Source organism: Sphingomonas endolithica (assembly GCF_025231525.1).
GTDB classification, from domain to species: Bacteria; Pseudomonadota; Alphaproteobacteria; order Sphingomonadales; family Sphingomonadaceae; genus Sphingomonas; species Sphingomonas endolithica.
This window is the reverse complement of record NZ_CP103057.1, coordinates 228,742-252,565: the sequence shown is the minus strand read 5'-3', so window position 1 is coordinate 252,565 and position 23,824 is coordinate 228,742. Positions and strand designations below refer to the sequence as shown.

Annotated in this window: 30 protein-coding genes and 1 other RNA gene; 16 read left to right on the top strand and 15 right to left on the bottom strand. The window is 65.3% G+C overall.

Annotated elements, in window-relative coordinates:
* Positions 1-13 precede the first annotated feature (13 nt).
* The 3 genes from mtaB (at position 14) to NV382_RS01270 (ending at position 3,097) form a co-directional block, all read left to right on the top strand.
* Positions 14-1,372, top strand: a complete 1,359-nt coding sequence (gene mtaB / locus NV382_RS01280) for a tRNA (N(6)-L-threonylcarbamoyladenosine(37)-C(2))-methylthiotransferase MtaB (RefSeq protein WP_260598748.1) — start codon at positions 14-16, stop codon at positions 1,370-1,372.
* Positions 1,369-2,298 carry a signal recognition particle-docking protein FtsY gene (gene ftsY / locus NV382_RS01275; protein ID WP_260598747.1) on the top strand — a complete coding sequence of 310 codons (930 nt, stop codon included), beginning with the start codon at positions 1,369-1,371 and terminating at the stop codon, positions 2,296-2,298. The genes mtaB and ftsY overlap by 4 nt, the downstream gene beginning before the upstream one ends.
* A gap of 163 nt (positions 2,299-2,461) precedes the next feature.
* The gene (locus NV382_RS01270) at positions 2,462-3,097 is read left to right on the top strand and encodes a septation protein A (protein ID WP_260598746.1); all 636 of its coding nucleotides are present in this window, start codon (positions 2,462-2,464) and stop codon (positions 3,095-3,097) included.
* 133 nt (positions 3,098-3,230) lie between these two features.
* Here NV382_RS01270 and NV382_RS01265 read toward each other — a convergent pair whose 3' ends face one another.
* Together NV382_RS01265 and pspF are read right to left on the bottom strand one after the other, a co-directional pair.
* Positions 3,231-3,842 (bottom strand): superoxide dismutase, encoded by a 612-nt coding sequence (locus tag NV382_RS01265; RefSeq protein ID WP_260598745.1) that lies wholly within the window; start codon positions 3,840-3,842, stop codon positions 3,231-3,233.
* Positions 3,843-3,908: 66 nt separating this feature from the next.
* A complete protein-coding gene (gene pspF, locus NV382_RS01260; protein WP_260598744.1) occupies positions 3,909-4,955 on the bottom strand; it encodes a phage shock protein operon transcriptional activator in 1,047 nt (348 codons plus the stop codon).
* 168 nt (positions 4,956-5,123) lie between these two features.
* Here pspF and NV382_RS01255 point away from each other — a divergent pair, with 168 nt between their 5' ends.
* The 9 genes from NV382_RS01255 (at position 5,124) to NV382_RS01215 (ending at position 8,270) form a co-directional block, all read left to right on the top strand.
* Entirely contained in the window at positions 5,124-5,258 is a 135-nt protein-coding gene (locus NV382_RS01255) for a hypothetical protein (protein ID WP_260598743.1), read from the top strand.
* Positions 5,259-5,336: 78 nt separating this feature from the next.
* Positions 5,337-6,005 (top strand): phage shock protein PspA, encoded by a 669-nt coding sequence (gene pspA, locus NV382_RS01250; protein ID WP_260598742.1) that lies wholly within the window; start codon positions 5,337-5,339, stop codon positions 6,003-6,005.
* Position 6,006: 1 nt separating this feature from the next.
* Positions 6,007-6,273, top strand: coding sequence for an envelope stress response membrane protein PspB (pspB, locus tag NV382_RS01245; protein ID WP_260598741.1), 267 nt, complete (start codon positions 6,007-6,009; stop codon positions 6,271-6,273).
* Between the two features lies 1 nt (position 6,274).
* Positions 6,275-6,655: an envelope stress response membrane protein PspC gene (pspC, locus tag NV382_RS01240; protein WP_260598740.1), complete on the top strand. Its 381-nt coding sequence runs from the start codon at positions 6,275-6,277 to the stop codon at positions 6,653-6,655.
* Positions 6,656-6,685: 30 nt separating this feature from the next.
* Entirely contained in the window at positions 6,686-6,982 is a 297-nt protein-coding gene (locus NV382_RS01235) for a hypothetical protein (RefSeq protein WP_260598739.1), read from the top strand.
* Positions 6,983-6,994: 12 nt separating this feature from the next.
* On the top strand, positions 6,995-7,291 hold the full coding sequence (locus tag NV382_RS01230; protein WP_260598738.1) for a hypothetical protein: 297 nt from the start codon (positions 6,995-6,997) through the stop codon (positions 7,289-7,291).
* A gap of 12 nt (positions 7,292-7,303) precedes the next feature.
* The gene (locus NV382_RS01225) at positions 7,304-7,576 is read left to right on the top strand and encodes a hypothetical protein (protein ID WP_260598737.1); all 273 of its coding nucleotides are present in this window, start codon (positions 7,304-7,306) and stop codon (positions 7,574-7,576) included.
* 18 nt (positions 7,577-7,594) lie between these two features.
* On the top strand, positions 7,595-7,837 hold the full coding sequence (locus NV382_RS01220; protein WP_260598736.1) for a hypothetical protein: 243 nt from the start codon (positions 7,595-7,597) through the stop codon (positions 7,835-7,837).
* Positions 7,838-7,862: 25 nt separating this feature from the next.
* Entirely contained in the window at positions 7,863-8,270 is a 408-nt protein-coding gene (locus tag NV382_RS01215; protein ID WP_260598735.1) for a SufE family protein, read from the top strand.
* 26 nt (positions 8,271-8,296) lie between these two features.
* On the opposite strand, the gene NV382_RS01210 is transcribed toward NV382_RS01215, so the two are convergent.
* The 13 genes from NV382_RS01210 to NV382_RS01150 form a co-directional block, all read right to left on the bottom strand.
* Positions 8,297-8,701: a hypothetical protein gene (locus NV382_RS01210; RefSeq protein WP_260598734.1), complete on the bottom strand. Its 405-nt coding sequence runs from the start codon at positions 8,699-8,701 to the stop codon at positions 8,297-8,299.
* Positions 8,702-8,775: 74 nt separating this feature from the next.
* Positions 8,776-9,093, bottom strand: a complete 318-nt coding sequence (locus NV382_RS01205) for a (2Fe-2S) ferredoxin domain-containing protein (protein ID WP_260598733.1) — start codon at positions 9,091-9,093, stop codon at positions 8,776-8,778.
* Positions 9,075-9,620 carry a J domain-containing protein gene (locus NV382_RS01200; RefSeq protein WP_260598732.1) on the bottom strand — a complete coding sequence of 182 codons (546 nt, stop codon included), beginning with the start codon at positions 9,618-9,620 and terminating at the stop codon, positions 9,075-9,077. The genes NV382_RS01205 and NV382_RS01200 overlap by 19 nt, the downstream gene beginning before the upstream one ends.
* A gap of 42 nt (positions 9,621-9,662) precedes the next feature.
* Positions 9,663-11,636: a hypothetical protein gene (locus NV382_RS01195; protein ID WP_260598731.1), complete on the bottom strand. Its 1,974-nt coding sequence runs from the start codon at positions 11,634-11,636 to the stop codon at positions 9,663-9,665.
* Positions 11,637-11,688: 52 nt separating this feature from the next.
* Positions 11,689-12,063: RNase P RNA component class A (gene rnpB, locus NV382_RS01190), an RNA gene on the bottom strand.
* Between the two features lie 200 nt (positions 12,064-12,263).
* Positions 12,264-12,950, bottom strand: coding sequence for an N-acetylmuramoyl-L-alanine amidase (locus NV382_RS01185; protein ID WP_260598730.1), 687 nt, complete (start codon positions 12,948-12,950; stop codon positions 12,264-12,266).
* A 120-nt stretch (positions 12,951-13,070) separates the two neighbouring features.
* Complete coding sequence (locus NV382_RS01180) at positions 13,071-13,913, bottom strand: CheR family methyltransferase (protein WP_260598729.1); 843 nt, start codon at positions 13,911-13,913, stop codon at positions 13,071-13,073.
* Entirely contained in the window at positions 13,910-14,986 is a 1,077-nt protein-coding gene (locus tag NV382_RS01175) for a chemotaxis protein CheB (RefSeq protein ID WP_260598728.1), read from the bottom strand. Before NV382_RS01175 ends, NV382_RS01180 begins: the two co-directional genes overlap by 4 nt.
* A gap of 12 nt (positions 14,987-14,998) precedes the next feature.
* Positions 14,999-15,364, bottom strand: a complete 366-nt coding sequence (locus NV382_RS01170; protein ID WP_260598727.1) for a response regulator — start codon at positions 15,362-15,364, stop codon at positions 14,999-15,001.
* A 68-nt stretch (positions 15,365-15,432) separates the two neighbouring features.
* Positions 15,433-15,864 carry a chemotaxis protein CheW gene (locus NV382_RS01165; RefSeq protein ID WP_260598726.1) on the bottom strand — a complete coding sequence of 144 codons (432 nt, stop codon included), beginning with the start codon at positions 15,862-15,864 and terminating at the stop codon, positions 15,433-15,435.
* Positions 15,861-18,170, bottom strand: coding sequence for a chemotaxis protein CheA (locus tag NV382_RS01160; protein WP_260598725.1), 2,310 nt, complete (start codon positions 18,168-18,170; stop codon positions 15,861-15,863). The genes NV382_RS01165 and NV382_RS01160 overlap by 4 nt, the downstream gene beginning before the upstream one ends.
* Positions 18,171-18,236: 66 nt before the next feature.
* Positions 18,237-18,878, bottom strand: coding sequence for a histidine phosphotransferase family protein (locus tag NV382_RS01155; RefSeq protein WP_260600265.1), 642 nt, complete (start codon positions 18,876-18,878; stop codon positions 18,237-18,239).
* A gap of 114 nt (positions 18,879-18,992) precedes the next feature.
* Positions 18,993-19,397 carry a M67 family metallopeptidase gene (locus tag NV382_RS01150; protein WP_260598724.1) on the bottom strand — a complete coding sequence of 135 codons (405 nt, stop codon included), beginning with the start codon at positions 19,395-19,397 and terminating at the stop codon, positions 18,993-18,995.
* A 17-nt stretch (positions 19,398-19,414) separates the two neighbouring features.
* Here NV382_RS01150 and NV382_RS01145 point away from each other — a divergent pair, with 17 nt between their 5' ends.
* The 4 genes from NV382_RS01145 to mtgA all read left to right on the top strand — a co-directional run bounded on the left by NV382_RS01145 (position 19,415) and on the right by mtgA (position 23,704).
* Positions 19,415-20,365, top strand: coding sequence for an RluA family pseudouridine synthase (locus tag NV382_RS01145; protein WP_260598723.1), 951 nt, complete (start codon positions 19,415-19,417; stop codon positions 20,363-20,365).
* Between the two features lie 53 nt (positions 20,366-20,418).
* Positions 20,419-21,321: an RNA polymerase sigma factor RpoH gene (gene rpoH / locus NV382_RS01140; RefSeq protein ID WP_260598722.1), complete on the top strand. Its 903-nt coding sequence runs from the start codon at positions 20,419-20,421 to the stop codon at positions 21,319-21,321.
* 24 nt (positions 21,322-21,345) lie between these two features.
* Positions 21,346-22,725 carry a flavin monoamine oxidase family protein gene (locus tag NV382_RS01135; protein WP_260598721.1) on the top strand — a complete coding sequence of 460 codons (1,380 nt, stop codon included), beginning with the start codon at positions 21,346-21,348 and terminating at the stop codon, positions 22,723-22,725.
* A 217-nt stretch (positions 22,726-22,942) separates the two neighbouring features.
* Entirely contained in the window at positions 22,943-23,704 is a 762-nt protein-coding gene (gene mtgA, locus NV382_RS01130) for a monofunctional biosynthetic peptidoglycan transglycosylase (protein WP_418066735.1), read from the top strand.
* The last annotated feature ends 120 nt before the right edge of the window (positions 23,705-23,824 follow it).

Genomic DNA, 23,824 nt, shown 5'->3' with positions numbered 1-23,824 from the left:
TAGATCACCGCGCATGCTCAGCTCGCCGGCCGCGGTACGCGCCGATCCCGACATCATCAGCCTCGGCTGCCGCCTGAACATCGCGGAAAGTGAGACGATCCGTGCGCTCGTCGCTGGGCGCGACATGGTGGTGGTGAACAGCTGTGCCGTGACCAACAACGCCGTCCGTGAGACACGCGATCGCATCCGTAAGGCACGGCGCGAGCGCCCTGGCGCGGAGATCGTCGTTACGGGCTGCGCGGCGCAGATCGATCCGACGGGGTTTGCGGCGATGCCGGAGGTCGATCGGGTCATCGGAAACGCCGAGAAATTGTCGTATTCAGCTTGGAAGGCTGCTGCACCGGTCGTGGTGGGCGACATCATGGCCGTGCGTGATACGGCGCCGCATCTCGCCGCTGCATTTTCCTCACACGCCCGTGCGTTCGTTGAGGTGCAGAATGGCTGCGAACATCGCTGCACTTTCTGCGTGATCCCCTTCGGCCGCGGCAACAGCCGCTCGGTCCCGGCAGGCGCGGTGGTCGAGCGGATTGCCGGTCTGGTCCAGGGCGGGCACCGCGAGATCGTCCTGACCGGGGTCGACCTGACCAGCTACGGCCCGGATCTGCCCGGCACACCGACACTGGGATTGCTGGTCGAACGCATCCTCCGGTTCGTCCCCAAGCTGGAGCGTCTGCGCCTTTCCTCGCTCGATGGCATCGAGATCGACGAACGGCTGTTTGCGCTGATCACGCAGGAGCCGCGGATCATGCCGCACGTCCACTTGTCGCTACAGGCAGGCGACGACATGATCCTGAAGCGCATGAAGCGGCGGCATTCGCGCGCGCAGAGCGTCGCGCTGGTCGAACGGCTGAAGGCCGCACGGCCCGAGCTCGCGATCGGCGCGGACCTGATCGCCGGATTTCCGACCGAAGACGCGGCGATGTTCGCCAACACATGCGCGCTGATCGACGATTGCGACATCGTGCATGGCCATATCTTCCCTTATTCGCCGCGCGACGGCACGCCCGCCGCGCGGATGCCGCAGGTGTCGCCTGCGGTGCGCAAGGAGCGCGCGGCGAAGCTGCGCGAGGCGGGCGCACGGCGGCGGGCTGCCTGGCTACGCGGCATGATCGGCACGACACAGCAAGTGCTGGTCGAGCGGCCCGGTGACCGCGGGCACACGCCCAATTTCGCCGAGGTGCGCTTTCCGCTTGGATTTGATGAGGCACACGCCCCCATTCCTATTCGCCCTGAGCCTGTCGAAGGGCGTGTTCCACCTATCACCAGCGCAGATGAGACACGTGCATCGACAAGCTCAGCACGAACGGGCTTGGTAATACCCGTGACCATCATCGCTGCCGACGAAACCCGACTGACAGGATTACCCGCATGAGCACCGCCTGGCACGACAAGCTGCTCGGCGGCTTCAAGCGTACCTCCGATCGGCTGATCGGCAATCTTGCGGGGCTTGGCGCCGCCCGGCTCGATACCGCGACGCTCGATGATATCGAGGAGGCGCTGATCGCCTCGGACCTCGGCCCCGAGACCGCCGCGCGCATCCGTGCGCGCCTGGCGGAGGGCAGTTTCGAGCGCAACATGGAGGAGCTCGGCATCCGCCTGATCGTGGCGGAAGAGATCGAGAAGGTCCTCGCCAAGGTGGCAAAGCCGCTTGAGATCGAGGCTTTCCCGCGGCCGCAGGTGATCCTCGTCATCGGCGTCAACGGCTCGGGCAAGACAACGACGATCGCCAAGCTCGCGCACCTACTAATGGAGCAGGATTATGCGGTGATGCTGGCAGCCGGCGACACGTTCCGCGCCGCCGCGATCGGCCAGCTCGCCACTTGGGCCAAACGGGTCGGCGTGCCGATCATTTCGGGCAAGGAAGGCGGCGACGCGGCGGGAATCGTCTACGAAGCGGTCAAGCAGGCGACGGCGATCGGCACCGACGTGCTGATCGTCGATACCGCTGGACGGTTGCAGAACAAGCGCGAGTTGATGGATGAACTGAGCAAGATCCGCCGTGTCCTGGGGCGCCTCAACCCCGCCGCGCCGCATGACGTGGTGCTGGTGCTCGATGCCACCACCGGCCAGAACGCGCTCAGCCAGATCGAGGTGTTCAGCAAGGATGCCGGGGTGACTGGTCTGGTCATGACCAAGCTCGACGGCACGGCGCGTGGCGGCGTGCTGGTCGCCGCGGCGGAGAAATACGGCCTGCCGATCCACGCAATCGGGGTCGGCGAACAAATGGGCGATCTGCGCCCGTTCGATCCGAACGAGGTGGCGCGGATCATTGCCGGCGTGGAGCGGGTGCAGAAGTGAGCGGCTCCGTTCCCGCTCACCTCGAATACCACCCCGGCGAACGCCGGGGTCCAGTTGCGCAAGTTCTCGTAACGGCGCGCGCGCGCCAAATTACCTCTGTCTCCCGACTGGACCCCGGCGTTCGCCGGGGTGGTAGTTGCGGCAGGGCCAGCCGGAAATAGTCATGAACACTGCCCCTGCCCGTCCCCCGATCTCGACCGGCCTGCGCCTGGCGATCGATATCGGCCCGCTTGCCGTGTTCTTCCTCGTCAACATGTTCGCGCCCGGTATTGCGCTGACTAAGCTTCTCGCTGCGACGGTCGCCTTCATGATCGCCAGCGCCGCGGCGATGATCGTGTCCAAGGTAAAGACCGGACACATTTCACCGATGCTGTGGATCTCGGGCACCCTGGTGCTCGTGTTCGGCGGGCTGACGCTGTATTTCCACGACGGCACCTTCATCAAGATGAAGCCCACCTTCGTGTACACGATGTTCGCCGCGATCCTGGCTTACGGTCTGGCGACGCGTAAGCCGCTGCTGCAGATGCTGTTGGATACCGCCTATCCAGGGGTCAACGCCGAAGGGTGGCGCAAACTGACGCGCAATTGGGCGATATTCTTCGTGCTGATGGCGCTCCTCAACGAATATGTCTGGCGGACATACGCGCCGCTGCCGGATTCCGACACTAAGGTGTGGGCCGGTTTCAAGTTGTGGGGTGCAGTGCCGCTGACATTGATCTTCGCGTTTGCCAACGTGCCCATGCTGCTGAAGCATGGATTGAAGGTCGCGGACGATCTGCCGGTGCCGCCGGAGGGCTGAAGCTCCTCCCCGGCACAGGGAGGTGGCGCGCGCTAGCGCGACGGAGGGGGTGGGCGGCTACGCTACGGTTGCGTTGCCGCCCCCCCCTCCACCAGCTTCGCTGGTCCCCCTCCCCGCGCTGGGGAGGATGATTTTAGCCGACCGCGCTGTCGTAGATCGCGCCAGCCGCATCCCAGTTCACGACGTTCCACCACGCCTTCAGATAGCCCGGCCGATCGTTCATGTAGGTGAGGTAATAAGCGTGTTCCCAGACGTCATTGCCCAGGATCGGCGTGCCCTTGTCCTTGGCATCGTCCATCAGCGGATTATCCTGGTTCGGCGTCGAGACGACCTTCAGCGCGCCGCTTTCGTCGGCGATCACCCATGCCCAGCCCGAGCCGAACTGGCCCGCGCCCTTGGTGTTGAAATCTTCCTTGAGCTTGTCGAGCCCGCCATAGGTCTGGATTGCTTCGGCGAGCTTGCCCGAGGGCTGAGTCGATCCTTCAGGTCCCATGATTTTCCAGAAGAAATCGTGGTTCCAGAAGCCACCGCCATTGTTGCGCACCAGCGGCGGCAGCGTCGAGATCATGCCGAGGATCTCCTCGATCGTCTTGCCTTCCAGCTTGGGGTCGGCAGCGACGCCTTCGTTGAGCTTGGTCGTGTAGGCGGCGTGATGCTTGTCGTGATGGAACGTCATCGTCTCCTTGGAGATCGTGGGCTCCAGCGCGTCATACGCATAAGGCAGCGGGGGAAGTTCGAAAGCCATGGGGATCCTCCATCAGATGGTCGACTGGGCAACGCCCTGCTTGGCGAAATGGGTCCCACCGACTCGTTACGCAACCGATTCCGAAGGCCCGGCTGAAATTAGCCCGTGGCGCTTCAGGGCGTGGCGCAACTGATCGTAGCTGAGGCCGAGCGCCTCAGCCGTGGTGCGCTGGTTGAAGCGGTTCTCCGCCAAAGCGCGCTCCAGCAGTTCGCGTTCGAAGCGCGCGATGCGGGTCTTGAAATCGCCGCCTAGTGCCGGAGTGGAAGTAGCAGCGATCGCCGTCTCCACCGACCCCGCGACGGCTGCCGGAGAAGCAACGGCGGGCGCGATGCTCGCCGGCTGATAGGGCGAATGAAAAGGGTCGAACTCGATATGTTCGATCGGCCCGACATGCTCCCAGCGATAGACTGCACGTTCGACCACGTTGCGGAGTTCGCGGACATTGCCCGGCCACTGATACTGCACCAGCGCATCGATCGCGCTTGGCCCAAACCCGTCCCAGGCGTCGCGACCGAGTTCGGCCGACATGCGCCGGCCGAAATGATCGGCGAGCACCATCACGTCGCCGGGACGGGCACGCAGTGGCGGCAACGTGACGACCTCGAACGAAAGCCGGTCGAGCAGATCGGCGCGGAACTGATGCCGCTCGACCTTCGCCGGCAGATGCTCGTTGGTGGCCGCGACGATGCGCACATCGACGCGCAGTGGGCGCGACGAGCCGATCCGCGTAATCTCGCCATATTCAACTGCACGGAGCAGCCGCTCCTGCGCGCCCATCGAGAGCGTGCCGAGCTCGTCGAGGAACAGCGTACCGCCATCGGCTTCCTCGAACCGCCCCACCCGCGCCTTGGTCGCGCCCGTGAAGGCGCCCGCCTCATGGCCGAACAATTCCGCCTCGATCAGCGTCTCGGGCAACGCCGCGCAGTTCATCACGACCAGCGGATGATCCCAACGCGGGGACAGGCGGTGCAGCCGCTCGGCGACCAGTTCCTTGCCCGTCCCCCGCTCGCCGATCACGAGCACCGGACGGTCCAGAGCGGCAGCACGGCTCGCACGCTCCAGCACGTCCAGAAAAACGTTCGACTGCCCAATGACCTGTGTTGTCCGCTCCATTCCCAAAGCTTGGCGTATTTTCCCAAGCCGTCGCAAGCGAGAAATGCACTGCTACGCGTAGCTGCAGCAGAAACGGCGGAAAACCGCCATTCCGAAAACTGGCACGCTCCCTGCAAAGCTTCAGGCAATCGTCAGATCGACGAGCCGAAACACTCAGGAGTAATCACCATGTTCGCACAGACCACCGACCTTCGCCGTAACGTCGCCGCCATGTTCTTCGCCGTCCTGTTCAGCTCGGTCACCGTGCTAGCAGCGGTTGGCCCCGGGCAGGCCGCGACGCCCAGCATCGCCACGGCCGCTTGAGCCGAGGCGAGCCGGGCGGGATGCCGACCCCGCAGCCCGCCCGGCAAGAATTCCAGTCAGCTTGAAGGACCGATATCCATGGGCATTTTCTCCCGCACCCGCGACATCGTCGCCGCCAACTTCACCGACCTGCTCGACAAGGCAGAGGATCCGTCGAAGATGATCCGCATGATCATCCTCGAAATGGAGGAGACCCTGGTCGAAGTCCGCGCCTCTGCCGCGCGCACCATCGCCGATCAGAAGGAAATGCGCCGCCACATCGACAAGCTCGGCAAGCTGCAGGACAGCTGGACCGAAAAGGCCGAACTGGCGCTGTCCAAGGATCGCGAGGATCTCGCCAAGGCCGCTCTGGTCGAGAAGCAAAAGGCGGCCGACATGGCCGGCCAGCTGACCGCCGAGATCACCGTGCTCGACGATGCCCTGCGCAGCGCCGAGGAAGACATCGCCAAGCTCCAGAAGAAGCTGAGCGAGGCACGGACCCGGCAGAACCAGATCGTCACCCGTCTGGAGACGGCGCACAACCGCTTCAAGCTGCGCGAGATGTATGCCGGCCAGAAGGTGGAAGACGCGTTCTCGCGCTTCGACATCCTGGATCGACGGGTCGACATGGCCGAAGGCCGCGCCGAAGCAGCGGGCCTGGGCGGCGCACCCAAGACGCTGGACGAAGAGATCGCCGAGTTGAAATCGGCCGAGAAGGTCGATGCCGAACTGGCGGCGATGAAGGCCCGTATCGGCCGGGACGGTTGAGATGGAAGACATCTTCGTACCGCTGATCGCGATCACCTCGCTCTTCATCGGGATGCCGTGGATCATCCTCCACTACGTCACCAAGTGGAAGCAGGCGCCCAAGATCACGCAGGAAGACGAAGGCCTGCTCGACGAGCTCTACTCGCTCGCCCGCCGGCTGGAAGACCGCCTGCACACCGTCGAGCGCATCGTCGCTGCCGACAATCCCGACTGGAAGCCCGCCGCGCGGGTCGACCAATCGGACGACTATCTTTCGAGGAGGAACTGAAATGTCCGCCAGCCGCACCAAATTCTACGTCGACAAGCAGAACCGCAAATGGCTCGGCGTCTGTGCCGGGATCGCCGACTATACCGGGGTCGATGTCACCTGGGTCCGCGTCGGCACCGTGGTCTTGACACTCGCCGGGGGCTTCCCCTGGACGCTGATCGCTTATTGGCTGGTCGCCTGGATGGCCGACAACAAGCCCGCCGGCCTGTACGAAGACCGTGAGGAACAGAAGTTCTGGCAGGGCGTGCGCTCCAACCCGAAGCGCTCGACCGCGGAAATCCGCTCCAGCTTCCGCGACATCGATCGCCGGCTCGCCGACATCGAGATGCATTACACCAGCCGCAACAGCCGGTTGGCCAACGAGATCGACAGCCTGCGCTGAGGCGCAGGCTAGTCAACGGGGAGAAGTCGCATGAATTGGGGATTGTTGATACCGATCGTGGCGATCAGCTGCGGGCCGATCGCCTGGGTGCTGACCACCTGGATCCGTGCCCAGCACGGTTATCCGCTGGAGAGCAAGAAAGGCGAGCTGATCCGCCGTGACGGCGATCTCTCCACGATGCGCAAAGCCGAGCTGCTGGCCGCGGAAAACGAGCGGCTGAGCGGGCAGGTCGCCCGCCTAGAGGAGCGGATCGCGGTGCTGGAACGCATCGCTACCGATCCTGCCGAGCGCACCGCCCGCGAGATCGACGCGCTACGTGGCCGCTGAGGAGGATGTAAGATGTTTGAATTGCTCAGAGACAATGGCTTTACTGTCTTCATGATCGCCTTAGTGGTGGTCGGCATTCCGGTGATCGGCGGTCTGCTCCACGAGACCTACAAGGTAACGCTCAAGCATCGCGAGAAGATGGCCAATGCGCTGAATGCGCAGGCGGCCGAAAAGGCGGCGCAATATGTCGCGCAGAACGAGCGCCTGGAACAGCGGGTGCGCGTACTGGAGCGGATCGTCACCGACGGCGGCATCGACGTCGCTCATGAGATCGACCGGCTGCGCGACGACCGCGCGCCACTTAACTAGGAGCGTAGTTACATGGATAATCCGTTCGCCATGGTGGTCGCGATCATTCTGATCGTCACCGTCGGCAGGGTGCTGCAGGCACGCTATCGCCACGAGCATCGCGACGACGCTACCGACACGTTCCGCCCGGCCACTGCCGCCGCTGATGCCGAGAACCAGCGGCTGCGTGAGGAACTGAAGTCGATGAAGGAGCGGCTGGCCGTTCTCGAACGGCTCGCCACCGACAGCAACGATAGCGGCGCCCGGCTCGATCGCGAGATCGAACGCCTGCGCGACCGCAGCTAACCCCAAGGAGCAGGGATCATGACCGACCCCAACCTTTACATCACCTTGGCCAGCGCGGCACTCGCCGGCCTGGCGATGCTGACCTTCGCCGCACTGACCGGCTGGCGCGGCTGGCTGCAGCTAAAAGCGCAGGAATTGCATGCCAGCGGCGACATGCCGCGGCAGCAGGCACTACCCAATGCCAGCGCTCGGATCGAGATCGCCGATCTCAAGGAACGCATCCGCAAGCTTGAGGCGATCGCTGCCGGGGTGGACCTGTAGGGTCCACCCTAGTACCGGACGGACCATGCCCAGTCTGTCCGACCTCCAAGACGAATATAGCTTCCTCGACGCCGATGATCGCTATCGCCTACTGATCGATCTGGGACGCGATCTGGAACCGATGCCGGAAGCTCTAAAGACCGAGGCGACGTTGGTGCGGGGCTGTTCCGCGTCGGTATGGGTCTATCCGATGGTGCGCGACGATGGCACGCTCCACTTCCTTGCCGACAGCAACGCCGCGATCACCAAGGGGATCATCGCCCTGGTATTGCAGACCGTGCAGGATCAGGCGCCCGCCCCGATCCTCGCCACCAGCATCGACGACGAGCTCGCACCGTTCGATCTCAAGAACCAGCTGAGCTCCAACCGGACCCAGGGCATTCCGAACATGATCGCGCTGATCCGCCAGACCGCCGAGCGTTACGCCGCCTGACTGCCGGCATCGTCACAAGGCTGCGATCAGCGCGGCGCCTTGGGCGGGCGCGGGTACGGGGTGAATTTCTCGAGGCTCACCGATCCGTCGGTGAAGCGCGTGCTGCGATCGAGCAGGTTGACGATATCGATGCTGCACAATTGGCTGGTATAGACCTTGTTGACCATGATCTGGTCGTCATCGAGGAACGACGCCCCATTGGGCCGGTTGACGTAGATCGTGCCGCCATTGGTCGTGTAGACGATTGCCGTCTTGTCGACGATCTCGCTCGCCCGGATGTTCCGCAGCGGTATGCAATTGACCGGTTCGCCGGCCGTTCGCCCAGCGAGGATCTTGGCCAGTCGCGCGTCGGGCGTCAGGCGCTCACGGGCCTGAGCAAGCCCCGTCGACAGCAACAGCGCGCTACCGACAACAAGATGAAGGATCCGCATAGCATTCTCCCAAGCAGGCCGACAGCGTAACAGGCGCCGCTGAATAGCGGCTGAATTCCCTGGTACTTAGGAGATCAACGCTGCTCCGGGCGTAGGGTTGCCGTCACCTCGGCGACATCGGCGCCGGCGGGAACCAGGCTCCAGTTGTGCGGATCGCTGCCGCGCAGCACGGTGACTGCGCCCTTGGGACAGATGCCAAGGCATTTAACCTCGACAATGCCGAGCGCCGCCTTGCGCCCCTTGGCGAGACCAAGCTCGCGCCGCATCGCCCTGCCGAGCGTCGTCTTGCCTTTCGGGCCGAAGCCGCCGCCCAGTTTCTTTGAGCATTTGCCGCACACGAGCAGCGTGTCCGACCAGTTGGACGGGACAGCCCTCAAACCGCGGGCTTCCACTCCCGCATCTCCTCGGCCACGCGCAGCACGTCATAAGCCGCCTGCACCTCCCGGAAGCGCCTGGCCGCCTCGGCGTCGCCGGGACGTAGATCGGGATGGCTGTCCTTGGCCAGCTTGCGCCAGGCAAGCTTCACCGCGGCGAATTCCACATCCGGCTCCAGCCCCAACAAGTCGAGCGCGCGCATCTCGTCTCGCGAGCGGCTGCCGTCGCCGGGCCCTGCCCAACTATTATGCTTCGATTCGGTATAGCCGTCCGCAGTTTGCGTTTCGGCGCGCTCGCGCTCGGCGGCTTCCTCGGCGGTCAGGCCTTCGAAATAATTCCACCCGCGATTATACTCGCCGGCATGCACCTGGCAGAAATACCAGCGTTCGGGGCTGTTGGGCGATTTGGGCGCGGGGCAATCGCCCTTTTCCTCGCAGCCATGCCGATCGCACAGCCGCACGGTCACCGCTTCGAAGCCCGACTCGCCGTAGCCACGCCAACGGGGAAAGCCCCAATCTGCTGATCTTGAAGAGGAACGCGCCATCGCGCACGACATAGGCCGCGTGGATGATAGCGCAAGCAGATGTCACCCGGGCGCGTTACCGGGCATGACGAACCGGATGCCTTGCTCGACCCCGCCGCAGCCCAGGCCACCATCGGGACGGAAGCTTTTTTCGAACCGTCCTCCGCTCAGCACGCCGGCGCCCGCCTGACTGAAAACGAACGGCGGATAGGAAGCGACGACGCGCAGATTGACCACTTTGCCTTCTGCCGAAACATCGGACTGGGTCCGGACCCACCCCTCGAAACCCCACAGCGCTGCTTCCATGGGGAAACTGCTGCTGCTCACGTTGGCGCCCAGAAATCGCGGGGCTGAATCGACCAGTGCACATTGCCGTGCCGACAGGCCGGAACTGGCAAAGGCCGCGCTTGCCGCCGCTGGGTTGCCGCTGTCCTGCTCCAACGATGCGAGCCGCACCAGAGCGCCGACCTTCAACGGGTGGTTTGCCGGCAATTCGGCATCCGCACCCACCGCGGTTAGCAATGCGCGCGAACGGGCATCATTCGCGCGTACCGCATCCGCCAGCAGCAGGCGGATCGCATTGCGTGCGGTGGGATCGCTGGCATAGGGTTCCGTGGGCAACGCCGGAGTCACCAACCGGGCATAGCCTTTCGGATCCCACCGCTGGGCCAGACTGTTGCTCCAGACGCGAGATTGGATGGCCAGCCGTGCCGCCGGCGGCACGCCGTGTGCAGATGCGATGGCGAGTTCCCGCTGCGCGAAAGCGAGCGACTCCTCGCGGCCGACCACAACGTCGGCCGTTAACAGATGCAAGATCGGCACCAACGCCAGCGCATCCTTGCCACTCGCCGTCTCGGCCGTCGCCAATTGCGTCCGCAATCGCGGCAGCACCGCTGCGTCCGCTCCGGCCAGCATCTGGGGCGGATCGACATGCTTCGTGCTCAGCCAGCTACCCAGTTCCCCGTCGAGGAAGGTCTGTATCGACGGCCGCTCAAAGGCGGTGGAGCAGCGCAGTTCCACGCGCACGTGGTTGCGAAAGAAAACCGGCGTCGCCTTCACCTTCTCCGCCGTCCAGGACCAGTTGCGCGCCTGGCGAGCGAATTCCAGCGCCACCTGCCCGCCGCCCGCGGCATAGACCGGCAGGCTATGCGGCACCGTCCCGTCATCGGCAACGCTGAATTCGATCACCGCGACGTCAGCCGGTTTCAGTCCTGCCTCTCCGCCGCATTCCGGCATCTTCATGCCATCGGCGGGATCGAAGCTGCCCTTGGGCAAGCGGCCAGCGCCAGTCATCGCCATGTAGCGGCGTGCATCGTCCTTCTTGCCGGCAAGCAGCGCTGCAATCGCATAGTTCGACCGCACCGTGACATCGTCGAGCCCGGTGCGGGAGGTCAGCCCGCCGAGCAGTTGCACGGCGGCGGCGCTTTGCACGCGAGAGGCTTCGAACGCGCCCTGGTTCAGCAGCAACTGGCCGTAGACGCGCTTGAAGATCGCCTTGACCGTCGGATCGGCCTTGATCGTCGCCAATGCCGTATCGGCACGCACGACCGCTGCGGCGGCGACGGCTGGATCGACGAAGGTCGCGGTCTCGATCAGTCCGCGCAGGGTGGCGAGCCGCTCGGTGGAGTCTGCCGCCAGGGGTTCGGCATGGGCATAGGCATCCGCAGCGCTGGCGTAATCGAGCGATGCCTCCGCGATGCGGCCGAGCGTCATCAGGGCGCTGTAGCGATCCGGAACTAACGACGTATCGGAGGTCGGCAGCCCCGCCAGCCCGCTTCGTGCCGCCGCCACTGCGTCGTCCATCCGCCGCAAGGCCAGCAGCACGCCGCTCTTGCGCACGCGGACGATGGCGAGCGTCCTCGGGTTCTTGGCCACCCGGCGTTCCAGCGCTTCCCACGCCACCAGCGCGGCGGCGTTGTCACCCTTGTCGCTGAGCGCGGTCGCCGCATCGAAATCCTGTTGCGCTGTCGTCGCCGCTTGTTGCGCGGTGGCGGCGCCCGTCATGGCGATCGCCGCGATCAGCATTGCCTGTTTCACGACTCCGTCCCCTTCACCCCACATCCGGCGAAGCTATCGCCGGGCAGCGTGAAGCGCCAGAGGGTCTGTAAGCCGGGTTCTGTCCACCCGTTTGACCGGGATGGGCGACCATTCCTCTAGGCCCGCATTTGCATGCGGGCTCAAGCGACCAACCCGGGCGACGAGCAGCAACGATGCTCATGTGCCGCCCCTATTCGGTCTTGCTCCCGGTGGGGTTTGCCGTGCCGCCCCTGTTGCCAGGCGCGCGGTGCGCTCTTGCCGCACCCTTTCACCGTGGCGTCGCCTAAGCGGTCGCCGTCTGCTCTCTGTGGCACTTTCCCTGGCCCCTCTTGCGAGAAGCCGCCGGGCGTTACCCGGCACCGTCGTTACGCGGAGCCCGGACTTTCCTCGCGTGTCCAAAGACACCCGCGGTCGCCCGACCCTCTGGCGAGCGGCGTCCTAGCGACGTCCTCTACTCGTGTCGAGCGGCGTTGCTGGCGGAGACCTTCCGCTTTTTGAGCGTCACCCCGGACTTGTTCCGGGGTGACGAGAAAGGAAGATGGTAAATCTTGGCCGGTGCTGCCAGTCGACTTGCCGCCGGTGCCAACGCCCACACCGGACTCCGCTGAAGCAAAGTACCACCGTTCCTCAATCACCCTGCGGCTTGGGCAACAGCAAGGCGAGCAGGATGCAGCGGCATTCGGCGTCGATCTCGCCGTCGATCAGCTCGGGCCTAAACCGGCGCTGGAAAGCCACCACCGCCGCCAGCTTGTCCGCCACGTCGTAGCCGAAACGTTCCAGCGCGAGCAGGAAGCCGCCGTCGGTCCAGCCGGGATCCATGAGGTTCTTGGTCGGGCGCGGCAAAGCCAGGCGGACCTTGGCGAGGCGCGCCCAGGGGAACAGTTCGCCCGGATCCTGCTTGCGCGTCGGCGCGATATCGGAATGCCCGACGACGTTACCGCGCCCGATATCGTAGCGCTGCTTGATCTCGGCGATCAGCGGCAGCAGCGCGTCGATCTGTTCCTCGGCAAAGGGGCGATAGCCGAATTCATGGCCGGGATTGACTATCTCGATGCCGATGCTCGCGCTGTTGACGTCGGTGATGCCGCGCCAATGCGAGCGGCCGGCGTGCCAGGCGCGCTTGTCCTCGGCGACCATACGCAGCACCACGCCATCCTCGTTGACGAGATAATGCGCGGAGACCTTGGCGAGCGGGTCGGTCAGGCGGCGGATCGCCGCCTCGGCGCTTTCCATGCCAGTATAATGCAGCACGATCATCGTGATCGGCAGCAGGCGTTCGTCGAAATTGGGCGATGCTGTGTCGATCATCGTCATGCTTCTTCCAGCTCTGCATCGGCCACCACGGTGTTCACGAGTGGCGTTGTTACCTGCCGACTTAGCACAGACAGTCGTCGAGGATAGCCGCACCCCGCGGCCGCACGCCCCTCACCCCAGTCAGGCGGTCACTTCGTAGAGGCCGCGATAGCGCGTCGAGGGGCGGAATGCCTCGGTCTGCCCGATCACCGTCTCGCCCGCACCCAGCACGAGCAGGCCGCCCGGCCGGATCGCGGTCGCCAGCCGGTCGAGCACCTGGCGGCGCAAAACCGGCGTGAGGTACAGCAGGACGTTGCGGCACAGCACGAGATCGAACTTGCCCACCGGCAACAGATCCGCGACGAGATTGAGCCGGCGATAGGAAATCTGCCGCACCAGATCGCGGCTGGCCACCCAGTCGCCGGCATCGGTATCGAACCATTGCAGCATCCGCTTGACCGGCAGTCCGCGCTGGATCTCGAACTGCGAATAGCGCGCGGCGCGGGCGCGGGCGATCGCCGCTTCCGAGACGTCAGTGGCGAGCAGTTCGGGCCGGCGCCCGCCGGTGGCCGCCACCTGTTCGCTGAACAGCATGGCGAGCGACAGCGGCTCCTGCCCGACCGAGCAGCCGGCCGACCAGACGCGGACGTTACGGGTGGGTGCTTCCGCCGCCATGTCGGCAACGGCCGCCGCCACCATTTCCAAAACCGCAGCGTCGCGGAAGAACGAGCTTTCCTGGTTGAGAAGTGCGTCGACCACGCGGTCGATCAGCACATGATCGGTCCCCGCCAGGATTTCGCTGGCCAGCGTATCCAGCGTTTTCAGCCCACGGTCGCGCAGGATCGGCTGCAACGCGGTCTCGATCCGCCAAAATCGCTCCGGGCCGATCTGCTGCCCGGTGTTCCGTTCCAGCAATGCCGCCACGATCTGGAAGGCGCTTCCGGGCCGATTGTGGTCCACCGGCCGATGGGCGTGCGCGATCATGACGGCCGCTGCCGCGTCGCGATCAGCTGCCCGATCTGCTCGGGCGGCAGGATCGCACTCGCACGGCCAGCGCCCGCGATCGTGCCCGGCATGCCCCAAACGACAGAGCTCGCTTTGTCCTGCACGATCACACTGCCGCCAGCCTCGACGATGTGGCGCGCGCCATCGCTGCCATCGCTGCCCATGCCGCTCAGCACGACGGCGAGCGCACGCGATCCGTACACCTCGGCCAGGCTTTCGAACATCGGGTCGACCGAGGGCATACAGCCGCTACGAACCGCTTCGTGCGTCAAGCGGATCGAGGCCTCCCCGCCGCCCAGGCTAACGACGCGCAGATGGGCGTCGCCCGGCGCGATGATCACGCGGCCTGGGCGGATGCGGAGCCGATCGACCGCGATGTCACAGGGCCGGCCGGCGAGCACGGCAATTTGTGCCGCGAAATACGGCATGAACGATGTCGGCAGGTGCTGTGTGATCAGCATCGGCAGCGGGAAAGCAGGCGGTATGTGCTGGAACAGCTGGCTGAGCGCGTGGATTCCGCCGGTCGAGGCGCCGATCGCGACGATATCGAAACCGCTGACCGCGATAGACGCCGGCGCCGTTGGCGCCGGCTCCGGCAGAGGCGCCTGCACCTCGAACAAGCGCGATATCTTGTCGATCAGCACTTGAGCGAAACGGCCGGCGAACGCCCCGCCGCCGGGCTTGATCAACGTATCGGCAGCCCCTAGCGCAAGAGCCTGCACCGTCGTCAGGGCGCCCTCCCTGCAAGTGGAGGAGACGATCAGGATCTTGGCCTGGTCGCTCGCGGCAAGCAGATCGGGCAAGGCGCTCAGCCCGTCAATGCCCGGCATCTCGATATCGAGCAGGATGGCATCGACATGACGGTGGCGCAGAAACTCTATCGCGGCCGTCACGCTCTGGACGGCTCCGGCCAGCACGAACCGGCCACTACCCTCGATCGCGCGCCCGATCACCGCGCGTGCCACCGCCGAATCGTCGACGATCAGGATGGCGGGCCTGGTGCCGGATGCGGACGGCGCGGAGGCGCCCGTCGAGATGGGCTGGATCGACATCGATCGGCCCCGTCAGGCCATGCCGACAATCTGCAATTTACTCTCCAGCGTCTCGCGATCGAACGGCTTCATGACATACTCGTCCGCGCCCGCCTCGATCGCCGCACGGATGTGACCCATGCCATTTTCCGTCGTGCAGAACACGACCTTGGGGCGGCTGGTAACCGCACTCACGCGCAGGGCGCGCAGGAAATCCATGCCGCTCATCACCGGCATGTTCCAATCGAGCAGGATGACGTCGGGCGCGGACACGAGACAGCTGTCGAGCGCTTCCTTGCCGTCGCCGGCTTCCGTCACCTTGAAATTGAGGGTCTCGAGAATGTGCCGGGCCACCTTGCGGATCACCTTCGAATCATCGACCACCAGACACGTCTTCATGTGCACATCCCGCTATTGGCCTGATCGACCTGCCCGAAATACGTAAGCTTCACGTTAATCGCCTGGCCTCAGGCAGCGAGGGTGACGATGCCGGGCAGCAAGGCCCGCAGATCGATCACCAGAACGGCCTCACCCCCGCGTTCGATGACCCCGCAGCCGGTGTCGCTCCAGCCACCATCCAGCACGATCCCAGATGCCAGCGGCAGAAGGTCGAAGGGCGCGACATCCTCCAAGGTATCGACCAGCACCGCGTAATGATGCCCGTCAACCGGCGTGATGACCGCACGCGTCGGCTGCCGTTCGGCCGGCGGAAGGTTCAGGGCGGCGTGCGTATCGATCACCGTGACGACACGGCTGCGCAGCGCCGCAAGCCCCAATACTTGCGGCACGGTGCGCGGCACCGGCACCACGGCGGTAATATCGACGACGGATTCGACCTGCGAGGATTCGATCGCCACCGTTCGTCCGGCGATCTGGGCGATCAGGAACAATCCGCTCATCGAACGCCTCCTGCACAAGCGGCGAGCGCCGCCAGAAGCCCCGCACGGTCGTAGCGGTAGATGCTGCCGTCGTCGGCACCTTCCCGCTCGTGACGCAATCGAACGATCGGCGCGGCGATGTCGGGTGCGACATCGTCGTCCATCGACAACACCACGGCGGCGTCCTCCCCCTTTTTCAGCCGGTTCGCGACGCGGTATCCAGCACTTGCCAGCAATGGCTTCAGGAACGTCGTCATCCACGCCGATTCCGCCCCGCCGATCAGGCACAGAGGCGGCGCTTCGTCGTATACCTTCTCGCCGTGCACCGCGAACAGCCAGTGGACGTCGAGCATTTCGATCTGCTCGCCGTCGATCACCACGACGCCCGCCACCAGCCCGATCTCGCGCGCCGGCGCCATGGCCTCGGGGAGATCGACGATGTCGAACGCCTGGGCGATGGCGTAGCCGACCTCCGACACGCCATCGCGCAGCCGCAGCACGAACAGGTCCGTCCGCTCGCCGAGATCGGCGATCGTGGCCAGCGGCATTATCTTGCCGTCGGTCGACAGGCGCCATTGCCCTGCGGCGAAGCGGATGGCGTGCGCCGGTACCGGCTCCACGCGATCGATCACCGCCAGCGGCACCACGCGCCGCACCCCATCGAGATCGGCGAACAGCAGCGCCGACGCGGTCTCGGCCGCTTCCTCCTCCTCGACATCGTCGCCAAGCGCCTCGCGCGTGAATTCCAGCCCCACGGCCGATGCGATGCCCGAACAATCGAGCAGCAACATCGGCAGACCACTGTCGGGCAAGGTCTGCCCGGCATAGATGCCGCTGGCCATCACGGCCGGCGCGGCGGGCTTGATGACCAATTCCTCGTTGTCCAGCACGGTATCCACGGCGAGCGCATAACTGCCACCGACGACGCTGACGATGACCAGCATCGTCGGTCCGTCGCAACTGCGCGGCAGCCCCATGACGCCGCCGAGATCGACCAGCGGCATGCGTCGATCGCGTACCGTGGCCGCCGGCGTGTCGCCCAGCATGTCGACGCGGATCGCGCCATTGCCGGTGCCGCCGCGCACGGTGACGATTTCTTCGATCGCCTGGCGCGAAATGGCGAAGCGCTGGTCCCCTACCCCGACGCCGATCGTCGAGATGATCGACAGCGTCAGCGGCACATGGATGGAGAGCCGCAGTCCCTTGCCGACATTGTTGTCGATTTCGATACGCCCGCCGATCTGCTCGATATTGGCGCGGACCACGTCCATGCCCACGCCGCGCCCGGAAGTGGCGGTGACCTCGTCCTTGGTCGACAGCCCTGCCTCGAACACCAGGTCGAGCTTGGCCTTGTCGCTCAGCGCCTGCAGATCGCGCAGGCTACGGCCAGTGGCGGCGACCTTCTCGATCAGCCGCTCGACATCGATGCCGCGGCCGTCGTCGGCGACCTCGATGATGATCTGATTGCCGGATTGCCGCGCGAACACGGTAAGCCGACCATTTTCGCGCTTGCCTGCGTGTCTACGCTCGGCAGCGCTCTCGATGCCGTGGTCGATGGCGTTACGGATCATGTGGCCGAGCGGATCGCGGATCATCTCGATCATCTCGCGATCGAGCTCGACATCGCCGCCCTCGATCGTCAGTGTCACCGCCTTGTTCAGTTCAGCCGCAGTATCGCGCACCATGCGGGGCAGTGCCGAGAACAAGGCATCGACCTTCTGCATGCGCGTCCGTGTCACCGTATCGCGCATTTCGGCCACGGTCAGCGACAGGCGCTCCAATGCCGCTTCCACCGCGGGATCGGCGCCGTCGTCACGCAGTCTCCGGGCGAGTTCGTTGCGCGCGAGCACCATGTCGGACATGCCGGACATCATCCGATCGAGCAGATCGACGTTCAGGCGGACGCTGCGCGTCGGCTGGCGCTGTGCCGTCGGCAGCGCGGCGGGTGCGATCGCTGCTGCGCCTTCATCAAGTGCCGCGATCAGCAAATCCTCACCCGTATCGTCGAACGACACACCGGCATCGATCGCTTCGACGATCTCGCCGATGCGATCGACGATCGCCAGCACGGCATTGACCAACCGCGTGTCCGGAACGCGCGCGCCGGATCGCACCGCCGCAAGCACGTCCTCGGCAGCATGGCTCAGGCGGGCGAGCCGCGGAAGATCGAGGAAGCCGCAACTGCCTTTGACGGTGTGAACGAAGCGGAATATCGCATCGAGCCGCTGGCGGTCGGACGGATCGCTTTCCCACGCGACGATTTCCCCGGAAAGCGCCTCAAGCGTCTCCCGTGTCTCCGCAATGAATTCCTGAAGCAGATCGTCCATGAGCCCCCGCCGATGCGGGAGGACCATTGGACGCCAAGTGGTTAAGGCGAGGTTAGTCGGCGGCGCTCAGCTTTTGAACGTCACGCCGAACAGCAACACCGCTTCGTCGGGCGCGGACACCTGGACCGTGCCGCCGGCTTCGGTCAGCAGCGCCTGGACGAGATGGGCGGCCGCCGCGCGCGGGGTCACGACCGCGTCGCCGCTCGTGCCGGTCAGCGCACCGCGGAGTTCCTGATCGAGCACAATGCGCGGGCCATCGGCACGCACGACGATCTCCACCGCGCCGCCGACGCTCTCGGCGCCGATATCGAGCCTGCCGCCGCGGATCAGCGCGTCGCCCGCGATCAGCGCCAGGTTGAGCAGCACCTTGATCGCAGGCTTGGGCAGCGTGGTATCCTCGACCAGCCAGCCGAGCTTCACGCGGTGGTTCTCACCGAACAGCCCCTCGATCGCGGCCCGCGCCTCGCGCGCATCGACCATCTCGCCGAACCCGCCGGCCGCGCCGAAGGCGAGCCGGAAGAATTTCAGCTTGTTGGCGGATGCCTTGGCGCTTTCGTTGAGCAGTTCCAGGCACCGGGCGCGCATGTCCGGATCATGTTCGTCGGCGAGTAGCTCCAGCCCGTTGTTGAGCGCGCCGACCGGACTGAGAAGGTCGTGGCACAGGCGCGAACAGAGCAGGCTGGCGAAGTCGACCGGGCTGATGGTCATTGTCATGGGGTCCGCTTCGGGAAGGAATGTGATCGCTCTTCTGGCGGCGCGCGCGCGGCGACGCAACCCACAGCGGTCGAGAGAACGGTGAAGCTCCCGTGTAACGCGACGCGATCAGGATTGCGAGGTCACCACATCGAACTCTACCGCCTCGAACGCGCCCGGCTTAACCGTCCGCCAGGCGCGCGCATCCTGCCCCGCCAAAATCAGCCACACCGCGCCGTCGCCCATCGCACCGGCGGCGTCGGTCGCCGACGGCTCGGCCCTACCCGTTGGGTGTGAATGATAGTGGCCGATCGGCGCACTGCCGCCGGCTCGTGCACGACGGTGGGCGGCAAACAAGGCCGCGGGGTCGATCTCGAACGCGCGCGCCGGGTCGGGTGCCACGTTGGCGCAAGGCTCGGCCGCGGCGATCAGTGCGCTGGTGCCGAACAGCAGACCGCACACTTCGAGCCCGGGCGCTGCCTGTGCCTCGGCCAGCAGCCGCCCCAGCAAGGCGCTTGAAATTTCCAGCGTCATGCCCACATCGCTAGAACATGAGCCGGGGGGTTTCCATCATCGAAGCACGCATTTCCGACACGGCCGATGGCTGGCGTCTGGATCGTGCGCTTGCGGACGCGGTACCGACGCTTTCGCGCGAACGGCTGAAGGTGCTGATAAACGGCGGTTCGGTGAGCGACGGAGCGGGCGCCTTGTCGCGCGATCCATCGCGCAAGGCTGCGGCCGGGACATTATTTCACGTTGCCGTGCCCGATCCGACGCCAGCGCATAACGTGGCGCAGGATATCGCGCTCAACATCGCGTACGAGGACGAGCATCTGATCGTCATCGACAAGCAGGCCGGGCTGGTCGTGCATCCGGCAGCGGGCAATCTCGACGGTACGTTGGTCAACGCGTTACTCCACCATTGCGGCGGCAGCCTGTCCGGCATCGGCGGGGTCGCGCGGCCGGGCATCGTGCACCGGATCGACAAGGATACGTCGGGGCTGATGGTCGCGGCGAAGACGGATCGTGCCCATGAGGGCTTGGCGCGGCAGTTCCACGATCACAGCATCGACCGCCGCTACAAGGCGATCGTTTCAGGCAAGCCCGCGCCGCCGGCCGGCAAGGTCGATGCGCCGCTCGCGCGCTCGCCCAGCAATCGCAAGAAAGTGGCGATCGTCGAGGGCGGCAAGCGCGCAGTGACGCATTTCAGCACGATCCGCACCCTGAAGAATGCGGCCTTGGTCGAATGCCGGCTGGAAACCGGACGGACCCATCAGGTGCGCGTGCACATGTCGTCGATCGGTCACCCCTTGCTGGGCGACCCGGTTTATGGTAGAACAAAACAAGTTCATCGGGAGCTATTGGAAACCCTGCATTTCCATCGCCAGGCGTTGCATGCGGCCCGACTTGGGTTCATTCACCCCGTGAAAAGCATCGCTTTGGCGTTTGAAAGCGAAATGCCGGACGACATGCAGGAACTGTTCAACTCACTTATCGTATAGCTAGTCGGGATAGTGCCGCAGTGCGGCATGCCCAATCAAAGGGAGATCAAGTCATGGCCAAAAGCAACCTGCCGGCCACGGTCCCCGCTCTTGGCGGCGAGGCGAGCCTCAACCGCTATCTGTCGGAAATCAAGAAATTCCCCATCCTCGCGCCCGAGCAGGAATATATGCTCGCCAAGCGCTTCGAGGAACATGGCGACACCGATGCTGCAGCGCAGCTGGTGACCTCGCATCTGCGCCTCGTGGCGAAGATCGCGATGGGCTATCGCGGCTATGGCCTGCCCACGTCGGAGCTGATCTCCGAAGGCAATATCGGCCTGATGCAGGGCGTGAAGAAGTTCGAGGCCGATCGCGGCTTCCGTCTCGCTACCTATGCCATGTGGTGGATCCGCGCTTCGATCCAGGAATATATCCTGCGCTCGTGGAGCCTGGTGAAGATGGGTACCACCGCGGCGCAGAAGAAATTGTTCTTCAACCTGCGCCGGATGAAATCGAAGCTCGACGCGTTCGAGGACGGTGATCTGACGCCCGAGCATCTGACCAAGATCGCCACCGATCTCGGCGTGACCGAAGCCGAAGTGACCAGCATGAACCGTCGCATGGCGATGGGCGGGGATACTTCGCTCAACGTGCCGATGCGCGAGGATGGCGACGGCCAGTGGCAGGATTGGCTGCAGGATGATGCGCCGTTGCAGGACACGGTTGTCGCCGAAGCGCAGGAAGCCGATGTGCGGCACGAAATGCTGACGTCGGCGATGGAAGACCTCAACGAGCGCGAGCAGCATATCCTGACCGAGCGCCGGTTGACCGACGATCCCAAGACGTTGGAAGAGCTGAGCCAGGTCTATGGCGTCAGCCGTGAGCGTGTGCGTCAGATCGAAGTGCGCGCATTCGAGAAGCTGCAAAAGGCGATGATGCGGCTAGCTGGCGATCGCCGCCTGCTGACCGCCGCCTGATCCGGTGCCCGCCCCCGCTTTCTCATGATCGTCGTGATCGGTGGCGGGGCGGCGGGCATTGCGGCCGCGCGAACGCTATGGGACGCAAACGCCGATGTATTGCTGGTCGAGGCCGGTGGACGGCTCGGCGGGCGGGCGCATAGCTTATTACTGCCCGCCATGGCGCCGGTCGGCTCTGGAGCTGTTCCCCGGCGAAGGCCGGGGCTCAGTAGCGATGGCGGCAGCAACGACGTCCCGTCCTTAGATCATGAACGCTCCGCGACTGGGCCCCGGCCTTCGCCGGGGAACGCGGAGGCGCCTGCCGATACGCTACTCACGGTAGACGCCGGCTGCGGCTGGCTCCATTCCGCGGGTCGCAACCCCTGGACCGATCTCGCCGAACGCTACGGCTTCACCGTCGATCGCACGCCCACCAACTGGACGACGCAGTGGCGCGATCTCGGCTTTCCCCCCGAGGATCAGCGCTCCTTCCGCCAAGCGTGGCAGCGTTGGGAGGAAACCGCGTACGCCGCGCTCGGCGGCTCCGACCGTCCGCTCTCCGACTTCATCGCCCACGGCGATCGCTGGCGTCCGATGATCGATGCCGTTTCCGGCTATGCCAATGGCGCACCGCTGAGCGAGGTCTCGCTGCACGATTGGGCCGCCTACGAAGACGCGGTGACCGAGGATAATTGGGTGATCGAACAGGGCTATGGCACGGTGGTGGTACGCCATGCTCTGGGGGTGCCGGTTCAGCTCAACACCATCGTGTGGCGTGTCGATCATCACGCCCGCACCCTCCGCCTCCATACCGAACGCGGGACGATCGAGGCCGATCAGGTCATCGTCTGCGTGCCGACCACCGCCTTGGCGAGCGAGGCGCTGCTGTTCGACCCGCCATTACCAGCCAAGCACGACGCCGCCGCGGCGTTGCCGCTGGGCCTGGCCGACAAGGTGTTCCTGCACGTGGCCGGTGGCGGCCTGCCGGAAAACGGTCACCTGATCGGTAATCCTTACAGCGGCAAGACCGCCAGCCACCGTCTGTCGCCATTCGGCTGGCCGCTGATCGAAAGCTTCTTCGGCGGCGAATGTGCCGAGGCGCTGGAGCAGGAAGGTGACGGTGCAGCAGCGGATTTCGCGATCGGCGAGTTGGTCGCGCTGCTCGGGTCCGACTGGCGCCGGCGGCTAACGCCGCTTGCCGCGACCCGCTGGCGCGCCGAGCCGCATATCCATGGCGCCTATTCGCACGCCCGGATCGGCGCGGCAGCGCAGCGCGTGGTGCTGGCCGAGCCGATCGACGAGCGGCTGTTCTTCGCCGGTGAGGCGTGTTCGGCGCAGGATTTCTCGACGGCGCATGGGGCGTATGCGACGGGCGTGGCCGCGGCGGAGGCGGTGTTGGCGCAGCGGAAGGTCTTGCACCCCTAGCCAAAGACGGTTCGTCACTCCGGACTTGTTCCGGGGTCCACCGTGCCACATGCTTTCAAGCCAACGATTTGGCGGAGGGTGGACCCCGGAACAGATCCGGGGTGACGGTGACGAGTTCTTGGCACAGCGGTCCCGCGTCCGCACAGAGCGATCAGGCGAAGATGATGGGCAACAAGCCCCCTTCCCCAGTCGTCCCTAATCCGGCACTCGTTTGCCGATGAGCGACCGTCCCGCCCCGTATCCTCCCGCCAGCGTCACCCCCACCGACCGGGCGGAAGCGCCTGCCAGGCGCCGTCGTCCATTCGTGCGCCGCCTGCTCGGCTGGATCGTTAGGGCAGTGTTGTGGTTCCTGCTCGTCTCGGTGCTGTGGGTGCTGGTCTATCGCTTCGTGCCGCCGCCCTTCACCTTCACCATGGCCGGCGACATGCTGGGCGGGCATAGCGTGACCAAAAAATGGGTGCCGCTGTCGGCGATCGATCCCGACATGCCGCGCGCCGCGATTGCGGGCGAGGATGCGCGCTTCTGCCTGCACCACGGCTTCGATTTCACGGCGATCGCCAACGCCGCCTATCGCAACGCCAAGGGCGGACGGATCCGCGGCGGATCGACGATCAGCCAGCAGACCGCCAAGAACGCGTTCCTGATCCAGGGCGGCGGTTATGCGCGCAAGGTGCTGGAGGCGTATTTCACCGTCCTGATCGAGACATTGTGGGGCAAACGGAGGATTATGGAGGTGTACCTGAACGTCGCGGAAACCGGCATCGGCACCTACGGCGTGGAGGCGGGATCGATCCGCTATTTCCGCCACGGCGCCGGCACGATGACGCCGGCGGAGGCGGGGCGGCTGGCGGCGATCCTGCCGCTGCCCAAGAAACGCGCGGCCAAGGCCCCGCGCGGCTTCACGCGGCGGCATGGCAATGCGATCACCCGGCGCGTGGGCGTGGTGCGCAACGATGGCCTGGACGGGTGCTTGCGATAGTCCGCAATTGCAGTTCAACCGTCACCCCGGACTTGTTCCGGGGTCCACCAAGCGGCTTTCTGCAGCAACCGATCTAAAGCGCTGAGCTGGCGGCGCAGTGGACCCCGGACCAAGTCCGGG

Coding starts and splice junctions, on each gene's coding strand:
- mtaB (WP_260598748.1), top strand. CDS start 14: ATGCTCAGCTCGCCGGCCGCGGTACGCGCCGATCCCGACATCATCAGC.
- ftsY (WP_260598747.1), top strand. CDS start 1,369: ATGAGCACCGCCTGGCACGACAAGCTGCTCGGCGGCTTCAAGCGTACC.
- NV382_RS01270 (WP_260598746.1), top strand. CDS start 2,462: ATGAACACTGCCCCTGCCCGTCCCCCGATCTCGACCGGCCTGCGCCTG.
- NV382_RS01265 (WP_260598745.1), bottom strand. CDS start 3,842: ATGGCTTTCGAACTTCCCCCGCTGCCTTATGCGTATGACGCGCTGGAG.
- pspF (WP_260598744.1), bottom strand. CDS start 4,955: ATGGAGCGGACAACACAGGTCATTGGGCAGTCGAACGTTTTTCTGGAC.
- NV382_RS01255 (WP_260598743.1), top strand. CDS start 5,124: ATGTTCGCACAGACCACCGACCTTCGCCGTAACGTCGCCGCCATGTTC.
- pspA (WP_260598742.1), top strand. CDS start 5,337: ATGGGCATTTTCTCCCGCACCCGCGACATCGTCGCCGCCAACTTCACC.
- pspB (WP_260598741.1), top strand. CDS start 6,007: ATGGAAGACATCTTCGTACCGCTGATCGCGATCACCTCGCTCTTCATC.
- pspC (WP_260598740.1), top strand. CDS start 6,275: ATGTCCGCCAGCCGCACCAAATTCTACGTCGACAAGCAGAACCGCAAA.
- NV382_RS01235 (WP_260598739.1), top strand. CDS start 6,686: ATGAATTGGGGATTGTTGATACCGATCGTGGCGATCAGCTGCGGGCCG.
- NV382_RS01230 (WP_260598738.1), top strand. CDS start 6,995: ATGTTTGAATTGCTCAGAGACAATGGCTTTACTGTCTTCATGATCGCC.
- NV382_RS01225 (WP_260598737.1), top strand. CDS start 7,304: ATGGATAATCCGTTCGCCATGGTGGTCGCGATCATTCTGATCGTCACC.
- NV382_RS01220 (WP_260598736.1), top strand. CDS start 7,595: ATGACCGACCCCAACCTTTACATCACCTTGGCCAGCGCGGCACTCGCC.
- NV382_RS01215 (WP_260598735.1), top strand. CDS start 7,863: ATGCCCAGTCTGTCCGACCTCCAAGACGAATATAGCTTCCTCGACGCC.
- NV382_RS01210 (WP_260598734.1), bottom strand. CDS start 8,701: ATGCGGATCCTTCATCTTGTTGTCGGTAGCGCGCTGTTGCTGTCGACG.
- NV382_RS01200 (WP_260598732.1), bottom strand. CDS start 9,620: ATGGCGCGTTCCTCTTCAAGATCAGCAGATTGGGGCTTTCCCCGTTGG.
- NV382_RS01185 (WP_260598730.1), bottom strand. CDS start 12,950: ATGACGATGATCGACACAGCATCGCCCAATTTCGACGAACGCCTGCTG.
- NV382_RS01180 (WP_260598729.1), bottom strand. CDS start 13,913: ATGATCGCGCACGCCCATCGGCCGGTGGACCACAATCGGCCCGGAAGC.
- NV382_RS01175 (WP_260598728.1), bottom strand. CDS start 14,986: ATGTCGATCCAGCCCATCTCGACGGGCGCCTCCGCGCCGTCCGCATCC.
- NV382_RS01170 (WP_260598727.1), bottom strand. CDS start 15,364: ATGAAGACGTGTCTGGTGGTCGATGATTCGAAGGTGATCCGCAAGGTG.
- NV382_RS01165 (WP_260598726.1), bottom strand. CDS start 15,864: ATGAGCGGATTGTTCCTGATCGCCCAGATCGCCGGACGAACGGTGGCG.
- NV382_RS01160 (WP_260598725.1), bottom strand. CDS start 18,170: ATGGACGATCTGCTTCAGGAATTCATTGCGGAGACACGGGAGACGCTT.
- NV382_RS01155 (WP_260600265.1), bottom strand. CDS start 18,878: ATGACCATCAGCCCGGTCGACTTCGCCAGCCTGCTCTGTTCGCGCCTG.
- NV382_RS01150 (WP_260598724.1), bottom strand. CDS start 19,397: ATGACGCTGGAAATTTCAAGCGCCTTGCTGGGGCGGCTGCTGGCCGAG.
- NV382_RS01145 (WP_260598723.1), top strand. CDS start 19,415: ATGAGCCGGGGGGTTTCCATCATCGAAGCACGCATTTCCGACACGGCC.
- rpoH (WP_260598722.1), top strand. CDS start 20,419: ATGGCCAAAAGCAACCTGCCGGCCACGGTCCCCGCTCTTGGCGGCGAG.
- NV382_RS01135 (WP_260598721.1), top strand. CDS start 21,346: ATGATCGTCGTGATCGGTGGCGGGGCGGCGGGCATTGCGGCCGCGCGA.
- mtgA (WP_418066735.1), top strand. CDS start 22,943: ATGAGCGACCGTCCCGCCCCGTATCCTCCCGCCAGCGTCACCCCCACC.